Here is a 12,514-nt window from a genome sequence, read left to right as displayed (position 1 = left end):
CTCAGGGGCGGCGCCGGGGGGTGATCCGGCGGCTGGCCCACAGCACCGTGTGGGCGCGCAGTGTCAACGTCTCGCCCGAGACGAACTCCAGCCGCTTGCCGCCCGGCACCGTCACCATGTCGCTGACCGTGAACGCCTGCCCGCCGACCATGACCTGATCCCCGCGCAGCACCGAACGCGCGTCGATCTCCACGGCCACCAGCACCCCGACCACCATCACCTCACCGCCCTTCCAGGTGCAGCCGCACCCGCTCGGAAAGTTCGGCCAGCCGCAGCCGCAGCGCCTCCGTCGTGTCGTCGAACGGCACCGCCTCCTCCGGCTCCGGCGCCTCAGGTGCCTCCTGCGGCTCCTTCTCCTCCCTCTCCCCCTTCACCGCCCGCACCTCCGCAGCACGGCAGCCAGCCGCAGCGCGGTCTCCGCATTGCAACGCCCCAGCTCCACCAGCGGGTACAGCGGGTCGATGCCGAGCGAGGGCAACGTGATCCCGCTGCCCGCCAGCGCCTCCCGCAGTTCGTGCGCGGCGCTCTCGGCGTCCGCGCGTCCATGGAGGATCGACACTGCCTCACATCCCTCTTCCGTGCCTATCTGTGATGACTCGCTCACAGCGTGGCGCGGGAGGCGCTACCGTGGACAGCCTTTGAACAGCGCACCTGCGCTGGCGCACGGAGGGGCAGTGAGGCCGTGGTCAACAAGAAGCCACTGAATCCCGGCGAGTCACCGGCCGCGTTCTGCGGCGCGCACATGCGCGCCAAGCGCGAGGAAGCCGGGCTGAGCCTTGAGCAGTTGGGGACGCGGGTGTTCACGGGCGCCGGGTACCTGGCGCAGATCGAACGGGCGGAGCGGAAGCTCCAGCCGGACCTGGCGCAGTTGCTCGACCGCGAGTTCGGCACGGACAGCTTCTTCAAGGACCTGGCCACGGCCATCAAGAAGGCATCGCGGCTTGCCGAATACTTCGTCGACACGGCGGAGTTGGAGAGAGTCGCGATCGCCATCCTCGAATACGCCCCGACGCTGATCCCGGGGCTGCTCCAGACCGAGGCGTACGCCCGGGCCCTCATGGAGGCGGGCGACCCGCTCCGCCCGCCGGAGAAGGTGGAAGAGATGGTGGCCGCCCGGCTGGAGCGTTCCCGTCAGTTTTTCGAGACAGGGGGGCCGCGTTTCTGGGTCGTGCTGCACGAGACGCTGATCCGCGCCGGGACAGGGGGCCCCGCAGCGGCGCACGAACAACTGAAGCGGCTTGCCACCGCGGTGCGGGAGAAGAAGGCGGTCATCCAGATCTTCCCGATGGCCTCCGCTCTGCCGCCCCCGCTGAACCACATGATCACGTTCCTGACCTTCGAGGACGCCCCACCCATGGTGTACATCGAGAACGAATTCTCGGGTCGCCTGATCGATGATCCGGAGGTGCACGCCCGTTACCGCCGGTCCTACGATTGGCTCCGGGCAGCGGCCCTCTCCCCCGAGGCGTCCCTCGCCCTGATCGAGTCGGTAATCAAGGAGTACGAGGACCAATGACCAAGCCTGATCTGCGCACCGCCGCCTGGCGCACCTCCAGCTACAGCAACAGTGACGGCGGCTCCTGCGTCGAGGTCGCGGACGGCATCCCCCACACCATCCCGGTCCGCGACACGAAGGCCCGCTCCGGCCCGGCGCTGTTCGTGCCCGGCACCGCCTGGCGGCCGTTCATCGAGGCCACCAAGTCCGGTCGGCTGGACGCCGGCTGACCCTCGGGCCGTTGCGAAGCGGCGCGGGGGCGGGCTGACGCGCAACCGTGCGCCGTTCACTCAGCGCGAGACTGCTGATACTTTCGGTGCAGCAAGGAGGTTGCACATGCCCGAGGATGACAAGAAGGACGACGGGAAGCACCAAGGCCCCCGCGCGCCGCTCGCACCCTTTCCCGCTCCTCCGCCGCCCCACCCCGATGGCAGCACACCGCCGGGGGACGGGGGTCACCGCAAGCCGGGCTCGTGACGGCGTTCACGGCGGAGAGCGTCGCTCCGGAGTGGGTCGAGGCGGTCCGGGCCGTGCCGCGTGCGCGGTTCCTGCCGTCGCGGATATGGCCGTTCGACACAGCCTCCGGGCGGCACGTGTTCGTCGACCGTGATGTCGACCCGGTGCGCTGGCAGCGGGCGGCGGAGGCGAATGTGCCGGTCACAGTGCAGTGGGACGATGGTCGGCACGACGGTGAGGACGGCGGCGTGGTGCCGTCCTCCTCCGCGTCCATGCCGAGCCTGGTGCTGGAGATGCTGGCCGACCTCGACGTCCGGCCGGGCATGACCGCGCTGGAGATCGGCACCGGGACCGGGTGGAACGCCGGGCTGCTGGCCCACCGGCTCGGCAGTGACGCCGTCACGACCGTGGAGGTCGACGCGGGCGTCGCCGAACGGGCGCGGCGGGCGCTGAAAGACACCGGCCTCACCCCGCGCGTCGTCACGGGGGACGGTTCGGCGGGCTGTTCCGATGGCGCGCCTTATGACCGCCTGATCGTCACGTGCGGGATGCGTGGCGTTCCCCACGCCTGGATCGAGCAGACCCGGCCGGGCGGCGTCATCCTCGTCCCCTGGGGCACGGACTACTGCACGGCCGACGGCGTGGCCGGGCTCGTGGTCGCGGCGGACGGGCGGAGTGCCGCCGGTCGTTTCACCCGGCTCACCCAGTTCATGAAACTCCGCGCGCACCGCCTGGCATGGCCGCGGCACGATGCGTACGTGTCCGGTGCGTGGCCGCACGGGGCGGTGGAGAGCACGACGGATCTCGGTACCGAAGTCGTGGCCCACGGACCGTACGACGCGGCCCCGTTCGTTCTCGGTATGGCTGTACCGCGATGCGCTCACGTCGCGGGCGAGCGGAACGGCGAGACGGCGGCGTGGTTCTACAGCCTGTCGGACAGTTCCTGGGCAGCGGTACGGTTCGCCGGGGACGACGGGACCGGCCTCGTGTACCAGTACGGACCGCGGCGGCTCTGGGACGAGGTGGCGGCGGCCTGGCGGTGGTGGGACCGGCAGGGCAGGCCGGGAGTCGGGCGTTTCGGGCTGACCGTCACCCGTGAACGCACCACGCCCTGGCTGGATTCCCCCGACCGGCCCGTTCCCGTCACGGCCGTGTAGTGCGGGCATGCGGCGAACTCCACGCCGCGGCACCGGAGTCCGGCCCGCCCCCATCCGGGTCACCTCAGCCGGAGGTGACCCCGCCGGGCCAGAGGTACTCGTCCGCGGGCACCGTTCCGTCGCGGAACCACGCCTGGAAGAAGCCGGTGAGGTCCTGTCCGGTGACCGTCTCGGCGAACGCCTCGAACTCCGGCCAGTCGGCGTAGTCGCCGCGCCGTTCCTGCGGCCACTGCCTGATCAACTGGTGGAACGCCTCGTCGCCGACCTGCGCGCGGAGCGCGTGCAGGGCGAGCGGGCCCTTGGTGTACATGCCCATGCCCGGCGTCTCGCCGGGGCGGTAAAGCTCCGCCCAGAAGCCGGCGTTGTCCTGGTTGGCGATGACCTGCTCGCGGTAGCGGGCGTCGAGGTCGGCGCCGTCCTTGGCCTCGTCCCACAGCCAGGTGGCGTAGGAGGCGAAGCACTCGGCCAGACAGTTGTCCGCGGACCCGCGACCCGCGACCGCGTTCCCGTACCACTGGTGGGCCTGCTCGTGGACGACGGTGCTGAGGTTCATGAACTGCTGGTTTCCGGCGCCGAGATACACCGGCCGGGTCTGCGGCGCGGTCGCCGGCGCGTCGTCGTTCACGTGGACGAAGACGTTGCCTGCCGCCTGCTGCGGATACGGGCCGAACGTGCCGGAGAGGAAGTCGAGTATCTCCGGCAACCGGTCCGCCAGCGGTTTGGTGGTCTCCATCAGTTCCGGCGCGTACGCGTTGACGACCGGGGTCCCGTCGGCGAGCGCCGAACGTTCGATGGTGAACCGGTCGATCGACACGGCGATGCGGGCGGGGTCGACCGCGGGCTCCGTCCACTGGAACGTGGCCGTGCCGGACTCGCGCCGCACCGGTCCCTCCCGGCCGATCGAAACGACGCTCCAGCCGTCCGGCACGGTCGCCGTCAGGTGGAAGGCGGCCTTGTCGTGGGCGTCCTCGTGGGCCGCGAACCACGCGCTGGAGCTGCCCAGGAACGCGGTGGCCCCGCCCGACGCGGTGGGGTGCCACCCGGCGCCGGGCGTCCCGTCGTACTCGACCCGCACCTCGAACTCGGCGCCGCGCCCGATCGCCGTCGCCGGCACGATGACGAGATCCTTCGCGCCGTCCTGGGCGAAGGACGTCACCGCCTCCCCATCGACCGTGACCGAACGGGCCGTCAACTCGCTGAGGTGCAGCGTGAAACGGTCCAGCTCCTCCGTCGCCGTGGCGGTGACCACCGTGACGCCCCTAAGCAGTTGGGTGTCCGGCCGATAGTCCACCGTGACGTCGTAGTCGGTGACATCGAGGTCCCCGCCGCTCGCCACCGCGCCGGAAACACCGGCACCGGCACTCGTGCCGACCAGCACGGCCGCGACCAGCAGGCACCGGCGGAATCGTCTGCCTTGAATGAGATCCATGCCCAAAATTCTCGACCGACAAGGCCCAACCGAATGTGCGCATCGCATGACAGACCCCACAGCCGCGCGCTCACCACGGTGGAGATCGACCCGCAAGTGGCGGCGCGCGCCGGAACCGCGCTGCGCCGCGCCGGGTTCGGGTCCCGGGTGGTCGCCGGTGACCGTGCGGTGAGTGTGCCACCGTGTGGGGCACGGAGCGGAACGGGTGCACTCACGGACCAGGTCACCACGCGCACCATCACCATGAGGTCGATGAGCAGTGCACGGTCCGGGAACGCTGGTAGGCCTCCGGCGCCGGGGCAAGTACGAGGGCAGCGGCGTGGTCATGACCGGCAATCACCCGCTGGGTGTCACGCTCGCCACTGACGGTCACCGGCCAATATTGCTTCGGCGCCGCCGTCGGCGAAGATCACCTGACCGGTGACGAAGCGGTTCTCCGGGCTCGCCAGCCAACTGATGAGGTGGCCGGCCCACCGGTCGGCCCGGAAAGCCGCCGAGAGGTTGCGGTGCGGCTGCCTCGTCGGGATGTCGGCGTCGCTCAGGTCGCAGCCGATGACCCTGGCACCTTGGGCACGAAGGATCGACGCGGTGGCAGCGCCGATTCAGGAAGCCGAGCCGGTGACGACGTACCTGCGCCCGCTCATCGGCCGTCCTGGCCGGAGTTGGCGTCGGCAGGTTCGGCAGGTTCGGCAGGTTCGGCTGGTAGGAGCGGTACGCCCTTGCGCCTGAAAATCACCTGACTGATCACCTCGGCGAGAATGATCAGCGTCACGAGCTTGAGCGCACCGATCAGCGGGACGCTGTCGACCGGCATCGTGTAGGCCAGTATCACCGTGCTCACGGCGTCCAGCAGCAACGCGGAACCCCAGATCACCGTGCCCGCGTGCATCACCCGCCGGAAGGCAGGCGTGTCACGCCACGCGGCGTTGATGCGCTCGCGCAAGGTGGCACCGGTGAAGGTTCGCAACGCGTACAGGTAGTACGGGATCCGTGGAATCGTCAGCAGAATCCAGATGCCCGCCACGGCGGTGATCCAGCCGTCGCGCGCCAGCAGGGTTCTCGGACTGCCGCTCAGGAACGACAACGCGACGCTGAGGAGCAGGACGGTCACGATGAGGCCGGCGAGCATGTCGATACGCCGTTTCGTGATCACTGAGTGAACAACTGCGACCGCCGGTGCGACCAGGCCCAGCATCAGGGCCGTCCACTGGTCGACCCCAGCCGCGCGCAAGCCGTAGAACAGCGCGATCGGCGCCACCGCGTTGATCAGCATGCTCATGACCAGCTCACGTTGCGGGCTGGGCTCGCCGGCGGCCGCCGCGTTCACCGTCGCCCGCCGGACCGCTGGGAACGTGCGCTAATGACCATATGGTCAATACTAATGACCGTTTGATCATTAGTCCAATGGCAGGGTCCGGCCCGGCGTCAACTCCCGGCTCGCATGCCGCTGAGCAGGATTTCCGCGAGCTGAGACGCGTAGTCGCGGGGATCGACGTCGGGATGGTCGCCGAGGTAGGCGAGCATGATGTCGATCGAGCCCTGGTAGGTGACCGCCATGACCCTGGTGTCGAAGTCACGCAGGCTGCCCTCGGCCTGGCCGCGGCGGAACAGCTCCTCCTGCCTGCGGTGAGTCTCCTCGTAGAAGTCGGTGACCACCCGTTCGGCGCCCTCGGGCCGGCGAAGGTTGTGCATGATGCGGTTCAGCGCGATCAGTTCGTCCCGATGGGTCAGAATCTGCAAGGCGGCCAGGGGCAGGGCGGCGCGGATGATGTCCGGCACCGACTGGTCCAGGTCGAGCGCGTCGACGATCTGCCGCCGCATGGTCTTCATCGTCACCTTCGCTGTGGACTCCATCAGGTCGTCCTTGCCGGTGAAGTAGCGCCAGACCAGTCCCTTGGCGACATCGGCGCGTGCGGCGATCCGGGTCAACGACGCGCCCTCGTAGCCGCGGTCGGCGACCTCCCGGATCGCCGCCGCCATGATCTGCTTCCGTCGTTGATCTTCGCTGAGGCGTTGACGCGGGCCGCGCGACGGGCGGGAGGTGGACGTCATGACAGTGTCGACTCTGGCATAGGCTTCGCATCCACGACGGACACACTACTGCCCATAAATCGGGTCAAGGCCCAGCTGACCGCGGATCCGCACCGGGCGATCACACACCGTTATGAACCATTACTGGGAACAGTTCAGTGAGAGTTTCCTGCGGACGGTAAACATCTTGCGGGCGTACCGCGGGTCGTTGAGCCGAGAAGTGGACATGCCCTGGCCAGGAAAGTCCGTTGTGGGGCGTGAGGCGGGCTGATACGAAGGTGCAATGACTTCACTGGATGCACTCGTCAGGCCTGATAAGTACCCGCGTGCGGCGACGTACGACCCGCAGTGGATGGTCGACAACTGCATGGGTCCAAACCCACTATGGCTGCTCGAAGACCTCAGCCGGGACTGTACCTTCCGGCCCGGAATGAAGATTCTCGATCTCGGGTGCGGACTGGGTATGACCTCGATCTTCCTAGCGCGCGAGTACGGCGTCGAAGTGTGGGCCTCGGAGTTGTGGGTCCCGGCCGAGGACAACGCCGCGCGATTCGATCAGGCAGGCGTCGGCGACCAGGTCCACGCCGTGCGCGCCGAAGCCCATGACCTGCCGTTCGCATCGGAACAATTCGATGCGATCCTGGCTGTGGGCAGCTATCACTATTTCGGCACTGATGACCTCTACGTCGGCTACATCGGCAAGTTCCTCAAGACAGGCGGTCAACTGTCGATCGCCGTGCCGTCACTGCACCGCGAATTGCGCGAACTCGGTGGTGCCCCGGCGCATCTGCGATCCGGGGCGGGGTGGGAGGTCCTGTCCTTTCACACGCCCGAGTGGTGGCGCTTCCAGTGGGAACAGACCGGGCTGTTCCAGGTCACCGCAAGCCGGGCGCAACCCGATGGTTGGCTCGACTGGAAGCTGTGGTGCGAGGTCTGCGCCGAGCATTCCCCCGACGAGGTCGTCAGACAAGGATCTCGTGCCACGATCCCCATGCTCGACACCGACCGTGGCGAACTTCTGACTTTCGCGCTCGTCACTGGTCGGAAGAACGGACCTTCGGAGTGATTCCCCGCGTCAGTGACCGGTGGCCTTGCCGTCCGGGACGGACGCCGGCTGATGGACGACGTGCGCGGCAACAAGCCGGCACCCCGCACGTGAGGCAGCTCATCGCCGCCGGCCCCGGATCAACTACTGGCGGCGTGACCGGGCAGGCTCCACGATGGTCCGAAATCAGTGAGGGTAGTTGACGAGGAGAACAGCGAGGATCTCGCCGTCTGTGCTCCGGGCCTCGAAACCGCACACGCTGCCGTCATCCTGCACCGGGAACGCCAGTACATTGGCGCCGGTCTTCGGATCGACGATTTCATTGGCCCAGTTATCGTTTCTGGTACGCGCCTGGTCGGCCAGCAGCGCATTCCTCGCCCTGGCTATCGCTTCGTTCCGCGGGTCCTCCCGCGTCACTTGACTCGCGCGCCAACTCATCAGGCACGCGTACTCCCCGAGTTCCTGGGAGACGCCCCCGTATCCCCAGTTCCAGCTCGGCGCGGTCAGGCGTGCCCGTTCCACCAGAGGGATGAAAAGCACGTTCACGCAATACCGCTCCGGCTCATCGCCATAAGCGCCGGACAAGTAGCCGGCCGCATAAACGGGATATGTTCCGTCCGGCACCAGATGGCGAAAACCTCCTTCGCAGCCGAGTTCAGGCGTGAGCCAGACGACCTTGTTGCCGACCACCACAAGATCCCCGGCCCGGTCGACCCGGTCAGGCGGGAAGTTCACGATCTCGGTCCCGAGCCACTTGTTCATGTCGACGTCCACTACCGTTCTGATGAATTTCGGCACGAAAGCGTCCATGTCCATGGGATTACCCTTCTCCGCGCCGGACCACCGGATTGCCGGGTCCGTCACAGGCTCAGCAGCAGGTCACGGACCGCGGCGGGCCGGGACAGGAACGGGTGGTGGCCGGCGTCGAGTTCGACGACGCTGCCGGCCCGGCGGGCGAACTCGCGCTGTAGCCGCGGCGGGGTGCCCCGGTCCTGGGCGCAGACGAGGTACGTCGAGGGAATCTGCCGCCACGCGGCCGCCCCGACCGGCTGCCCGGTCACCCGCACGCTCTGCCGGGCGAGGTGATCCGCCGCCCGCGCCTGCACCTCGCGGTCGCAGTCCTGCAGGAAGGTGTCCGCGAGCAGCTCGGGACGGACTTCGAAGGTGCCGGCGTCCGGGTCGATGTCGAGGAACGGGGCGGGGCCGCCGTCCCCGAAGTCCGACAGGCTCTGCCCGGCCTCGGGCAGGTAGCTGGAGACCAGCAGCAGGTGGCGTACCGACCCGATGCCCGCGGCGGCTTCGGCCGTGACGATGCCGCCGTAGCTGTGGGCGACCACGACGGTCGGTTCGTCGTCGGCCCGCAGCACCTGCCGCACCGCGGCCACGTCCTCGGACAGCCCGGGACCGCCGGCGCCGCCGGGCGCGCCCGCCTCGCCGCAGCTCGGCAGCGCCGGAGCCACGCTGGGCACCCCCCGCTCCCGCAGCAGCGCGGCGGTGCGGTGCCACCACCACGCCCCGTCCCGCACGCACGCCCCGTGCACGAACACGACCCTCACGACTGCCTCCACGTCTGCCTCGTCTGCGCCGACTGCCTCGACGGCCTTTCGATCAACGGTAGACGTAGTGACTGTTACGTGAAAAAGTCGGGTCGTGGGCAGACGACCGCAACCGCGCATCAAGGAGAGGCTGCTCGACGCCTGCACCGACCACGCTCTCGCGCACGGCCTCCCCGACCGGCTCGGGCCGCTGGCCGCCGCCACCGGCACCTCGGCCCGCATGCTGATCTATCACTTCGGCACCCGCGACGCCCTGCTGCGGGCCGTCCTCGGGCGCGCCCGGCAACGCCAGCTCGACGCCTTCGGCGAGCTGCTGCGGGTGCGGCCGGGCGAGCCCTACCCGGCCACCCTTCACCGCGCCTGGACCTCCATCACCGGCCCGGACGGGCGGCCCTACCTGCGGATGTTCGGTCAGCTGCGCGAGAGCGCGGAGCAGCAGCTCTGGCCCGACTTCCGGCGTACCGCGACGACCGACTGGCTCGGGCCGCTGGAGGACGGCCTGCGCAGCATCGGCCGACCGGACCTCGCGACGCTCGTCCTCGCTGTCATCCGTGGACTCCTCATGGACCTCGACGCCACCGGCGACACCGCCCGCACCGACCGGGCCCTCCGCGATTTCCTCGGCACGGTCGAGCACCTGCCAAGCGGCCACGGCCCGACCGTTCACCACTCCCAGGAGCGCGTCAGCGGCACGACCGGCACGGACACGGCCCCGCAGGCATAGGCGCCCGCCAGGGGTCAGCCGGGCTCTGCCTCCGGCGCCGCGGCGCCCGCGGACAGCTGCCGGGCGACGAACCCGGCCGCGGTGAGCCCGGCGATGGCCAGCAGGCTGCTGGCGAGAAACGGGTCGACGCCGCCCCATGCGGGCGTGAATCCGATGCCGACGTAGAGCGTGATTCCGGTGGCACCGCCCAGCTGGTCGGCGGCTCGCTGGACGCCGGAGGCGATGCCGGCGTCGTCCTCCGTCACGCCGGACACGGCGACGTACTGGAGCCCGACGATGCCGAAGCCCATCCCCGCGGCGGTGAGAATCATCGCGGGGATCATCGCAGGACCGGCCGCGCCGAGGGCGGAGACCAGCGCGATGGCGGCCATCGCCAGCACGGTGAAGCCGATGCCGATCAGGACACAGACCCGCGCTCCCCACCGGCCGAGCAGCCGGGGCACCAGCACGGAGGCCGCGACCAGGGACACCGCCAACGGCAGCATCGTCAGGCCGGCTTCGAGCGGGCCTGCGCCCCGCCGGTCCTGGAGGTAGTAGGTGAACAGCAGGAACGAGGTGGACAGTGCCGCGCTCAGCAGAGCGGTGGCAAGGTTGGCCAGGACGCGCGGTCGGTTGCGGAAGAACCGGAGCGGCACGAGCGGGTTCCGCGAACGGCGCTCGGCCCTGATGAACAGGGCCGCGGCCGCTATCGCGCCGACCAGCGCCACCGGCGGGAGCCACGGCAGCGTGCTGTCCTTCTCCCCCGCCTCGACGACCCCGAGGGTGAACAGCAGCGGAGCCGCGATCAGCAGGAACGAACCGGGCAGATCAAGCGGCGTTCGCCCGGCGGGCCGAACGCTCGGCACGAGGAAGACCACCGCGGCGAGCACGGCCAGGATGAAAGGCACGGACACCAGGAAGATCCACCGCCATCCGAACAGCTCGGTGATGATCCCGGAGAACACGAACCCGAGGACGAGGCCGCAACTCGCGACGGCCGCCCACACGCTGAGCGCCCGCGACCTGCGCGGCCCCTCGGGAAACATGAGCACGATCACCGCCATCGCCGCCGGCAGCGCGATCGCCTCACCGGCACCTTGCAGCAGCCGCGCCGCCACCAGCAGGGGGAACGACGGGGCGAGCCCGGCCAGCAGCGACGCGGCGCCGAAGAGGGCCGTGCCGAGCAGCAGGATGCGGCGCCTGCCGAGCACGTCGCCCAGCCGGCCGCCGAGCATCAGCAGCCCGCCACCGGTGATCGTGTACCCGACCACGACCCAGGTCAGCGCGTGACCGCCGACGCCGAAGTCGGCGCCGATCGAAGGCAGCGCGATATTGACCACGGTCACGTCGACCGCGATGAAGAACTGCAGCATGGCCATGCTGCACAGCACCAGCCACGCACGCACCGGGGACGATTCCTCCCGGCGCGCAGAAACAATGCCTGAAAACACCAAGTGCTCCGTTGCTCAGAACGAGTTCCGAGCAGCACGAACGTGCCGCTCCGGTTCAACCGGGAAGCGACGAAACGTTCAACAAAGGTGAGACGAACGCCCCGCCGCTAGCGGAGCGTCCTCGTCACCGCGGCAGCAGCGGCCGCGCACGAAGCAGCAGACATGCCGCCGATGCTATCGGAGCCGGGACAGGCCGCGTCACGGTGCCGGACGTGTGCGGCCTTTCCTCCGGCCCGCCGGTGCTTCATCATGCGTACTTCGCCGCGACAGCGGTCACACCAGAGGAGATCCGCACCATGAACGACCCCGTCACCGCATCGGCCGCCGGTACCTGGCGGCTCGGTGGGCTGACCGTGAACCGGATCGGGCTCGGGGCGATGCGCCTCACCGGCAGCGCCGCGTTCGACCAGGGCGCGCCGAGCGACCGGGACGTGTCCCGCCGGGTGCTGCGCCGCGCGCTCGAACTCGGCGTCAACCACATCGACACCGCGTCGTTCCACTTCTCCCGGCTGCGCTCGGCCAACGAGCTGATCAACTCGGCGCTGTCCCCGTACCCGGCGGACCTGGTGATCGTCACCAAGGTCGGGCCCGGCAGGGACCCGTCGGGGCAGTGGTACACGGCCCGGCCGGAGCAGCTGCGCGGCCAGGTGGAGGAGAATCTGCGCCAGCTCGGCCGCGACCACCTCGACGTCGTCAACCTGCGCAGGATGCCGTCCCAGTCGTCGATCGCCGAACACTTCGGCGCCCTCGCCGAGCTGCGCGACGCCGGGCTGATCCGGCACCTGGGGGTTTCCAACGTCACGGCAGCGCAGCTGGCGGAGGCGCGGGCCGTCGCCCCTGTGGTGTGCGTGCAGAACCAGTTCCACGTCGACGCCGGGGCCGGCGACGACGTGCTGGAGCTCTGCCGCGAGCAGGGCATCGCGTTCGTGCCCTACTTCGCCATCGCCGGCACGGGCCGTGAGCAGGGCGCCGCCGCCAGGACGGCGGAGAACGCCCAGGTGCTGGCCGTCGCCGCGGCGCACGGCGCGTCCGCGGCCCAGGTGCGACTGGCGTGGACGCTGCAACTGGGCCCGCACGTGCTGGCGATCCCGGGCACGGGCAACCCCGCCCACCTGGAGGACAACGTCGCCGCGGGCGCCCTGCGCCTGACCGGCGCGGACATGGACCTGCTCACCGCGCGGGCCTGACCGG

Annotated in this window: 15 protein-coding genes; 6 read left to right on the top strand and 9 right to left on the bottom strand. The window is 69.6% G+C overall.

Annotated features, from left to right (window positions below; translation table 11 throughout):
• Position 1: 1 nt before the first annotated feature.
• The 3 genes from STBA_RS21345 to STBA_RS21340 are packed head-to-tail and all read right to left on the bottom strand — an operon-like array spanning position 2 to position 559.
• Positions 2–217 (bottom strand): hypothetical protein, encoded by a 216-nt coding sequence (locus STBA_RS21345; RefSeq protein WP_077063478.1) that lies wholly within the window; start codon positions 215–217, stop codon positions 2–4.
• 4 nt (positions 218–221) lie between these two features.
• Complete coding sequence (locus tag STBA_RS37890) at positions 222–374, bottom strand: hypothetical protein (RefSeq protein ID WP_171987752.1); 153 nt, start codon at positions 372–374, stop codon at positions 222–224.
• Entirely contained in the window at positions 371–559 is a 189-nt protein-coding gene (locus STBA_RS21340; protein ID WP_077060791.1) for a hypothetical protein, read from the bottom strand. The genes STBA_RS37890 and STBA_RS21340 overlap by 4 nt, the downstream gene beginning before the upstream one ends.
• A gap of 123 nt (positions 560–682) precedes the next feature.
• Between STBA_RS21340 and STBA_RS21335 the strand changes: the two genes are divergently transcribed.
• The 3 genes from STBA_RS21335 to STBA_RS21325 all read left to right on the top strand — a co-directional run bounded on the left by STBA_RS21335 (position 683) and on the right by STBA_RS21325 (position 3,108).
• Positions 683–1,516, top strand: a complete 834-nt coding sequence (locus tag STBA_RS21335; protein WP_079252073.1) for a helix-turn-helix transcriptional regulator — start codon at positions 683–685, stop codon at positions 1,514–1,516.
• The gene (locus tag STBA_RS21330) at positions 1,513–1,725 is read left to right on the top strand and encodes a DUF397 domain-containing protein (protein ID WP_077060790.1); all 213 of its coding nucleotides are present in this window, start codon (positions 1,513–1,515) and stop codon (positions 1,723–1,725) included. The genes STBA_RS21335 and STBA_RS21330 overlap by 4 nt, the downstream gene beginning before the upstream one ends.
• Positions 1,726–1,968: 243 nt before the next feature.
• Complete coding sequence (locus STBA_RS21325) at positions 1,969–3,108, top strand: methyltransferase domain-containing protein (RefSeq protein WP_077060789.1); 1,140 nt, start codon at positions 1,969–1,971, stop codon at positions 3,106–3,108.
• A 64-nt stretch (positions 3,109–3,172) separates the two neighbouring features.
• Here STBA_RS21325 and STBA_RS21320 read toward each other — a convergent pair whose 3' ends face one another.
• From STBA_RS21320 to STBA_RS21310, 3 genes are all read right to left on the bottom strand, one after another.
• Positions 3,173–4,537: a M1 family metallopeptidase gene (locus tag STBA_RS21320; RefSeq protein ID WP_077060788.1), complete on the bottom strand. Its 1,365-nt coding sequence runs from the start codon at positions 4,535–4,537 to the stop codon at positions 3,173–3,175.
• Positions 4,538–5,177: 640 nt separating this feature from the next.
• The gene (locus tag STBA_RS21315) at positions 5,178–5,816 is read right to left on the bottom strand and encodes a VC0807 family protein (protein ID WP_077063476.1); all 639 of its coding nucleotides are present in this window, start codon (positions 5,814–5,816) and stop codon (positions 5,178–5,180) included.
• Positions 5,817–5,962: 146 nt separating this feature from the next.
• Positions 5,963–6,517 carry a TetR/AcrR family transcriptional regulator gene (locus STBA_RS21310; RefSeq protein ID WP_077060787.1) on the bottom strand — a complete coding sequence of 185 codons (555 nt, stop codon included), beginning with the start codon at positions 6,515–6,517 and terminating at the stop codon, positions 5,963–5,965.
• 334 nt (positions 6,518–6,851) lie between these two features.
• Here STBA_RS21310 and STBA_RS21305 point away from each other — a divergent pair, with 334 nt between their 5' ends.
• Complete coding sequence (locus STBA_RS21305) at positions 6,852–7,634, top strand: methyltransferase domain-containing protein (protein ID WP_077060786.1); 783 nt, start codon at positions 6,852–6,854, stop codon at positions 7,632–7,634.
• A gap of 165 nt (positions 7,635–7,799) precedes the next feature.
• Here the strand turns inward: STBA_RS21305 and STBA_RS21300 are convergent, their stop codons facing one another.
• Positions 7,800–8,429 (bottom strand): hypothetical protein, encoded by a 630-nt coding sequence (locus STBA_RS21300; protein WP_077060785.1) that lies wholly within the window; start codon positions 8,427–8,429, stop codon positions 7,800–7,802.
• A gap of 44 nt (positions 8,430–8,473) precedes the next feature.
• Positions 8,474–9,169: an alpha/beta hydrolase gene (locus STBA_RS21295; RefSeq protein ID WP_077060784.1), complete on the bottom strand. Its 696-nt coding sequence runs from the start codon at positions 9,167–9,169 to the stop codon at positions 8,474–8,476.
• A gap of 94 nt (positions 9,170–9,263) precedes the next feature.
• Between STBA_RS21295 and STBA_RS21290 the strand changes: the two genes are divergently transcribed.
• Positions 9,264–9,893: a TetR/AcrR family transcriptional regulator gene (locus STBA_RS21290; protein ID WP_077060783.1), complete on the top strand. Its 630-nt coding sequence runs from the start codon at positions 9,264–9,266 to the stop codon at positions 9,891–9,893.
• Positions 9,894–9,907: 14 nt separating this feature from the next.
• Here STBA_RS21290 and STBA_RS21285 read toward each other — a convergent pair whose 3' ends face one another.
• Positions 9,908–11,251, bottom strand: a complete 1,344-nt coding sequence (locus STBA_RS21285) for an MFS transporter (RefSeq protein ID WP_077063475.1) — start codon at positions 11,249–11,251, stop codon at positions 9,908–9,910.
• 368 nt (positions 11,252–11,619) lie between these two features.
• Here STBA_RS21285 and STBA_RS21280 point away from each other — a divergent pair, with 368 nt between their 5' ends.
• A complete protein-coding gene (locus tag STBA_RS21280) occupies positions 11,620–12,510 on the top strand; it encodes an aldo/keto reductase (protein WP_077060782.1) in 891 nt (296 codons plus the stop codon).
• Positions 12,511–12,514: the final 4 nt, after the last annotated feature.

This window comes from Streptomyces sp. MP131-18, assembly GCF_001984575.1.
Lineage (GTDB): Bacteria > Actinomycetota > Actinomycetes > Streptomycetales > Streptomycetaceae > Streptomyces > Streptomyces johnsoniae.
The sequence above is the reverse complement of the archived record's forward strand: the minus strand, read 5'-3'. Positions and strand labels throughout refer to the sequence as shown.

Coding starts and splice junctions, on each gene's coding strand:
- STBA_RS21305 (WP_077060786.1), top strand. CDS start 6,852: ATGACTTCACTGGATGCACTCGTCAGGCCTGATAAGTACCCGCGTGCG.
- STBA_RS21310 (WP_077060787.1), bottom strand. CDS start 6,517: ATGGCGGCGGCGATCCGGGAGGTCGCCGACCGCGGCTACGAGGGCGCG.
- STBA_RS21285 (WP_077063475.1), bottom strand. CDS start 11,251: ATGGCCATGCTGCAGTTCTTCATCGCGGTCGACGTGACCGTGGTCAAT.
- STBA_RS21300 (WP_077060785.1), bottom strand. CDS start 8,429: ATGGACATGGACGCTTTCGTGCCGAAATTCATCAGAACGGTAGTGGAC.
- STBA_RS21315 (WP_077063476.1), bottom strand. CDS start 5,816: ATGAGCATGCTGATCAACGCGGTGGCGCCGATCGCGCTGTTCTACGGC.
- STBA_RS21330 (WP_077060790.1), top strand. CDS start 1,513: ATGACCAAGCCTGATCTGCGCACCGCCGCCTGGCGCACCTCCAGCTAC.
- STBA_RS21280 (WP_077060782.1), top strand. CDS start 11,620: ATGAACGACCCCGTCACCGCATCGGCCGCCGGTACCTGGCGGCTCGGT.
- STBA_RS21345 (WP_077063478.1), bottom strand. CDS start 217: ATGGTGGTCGGGGTGCTGGTGGCCGTGGAGATCGACGCGCGTTCGGTG.
- STBA_RS21320 (WP_077060788.1), bottom strand. CDS start 4,537: ATGGATCTCATTCAAGGCAGACGATTCCGCCGGTGCCTGCTGGTCGCG.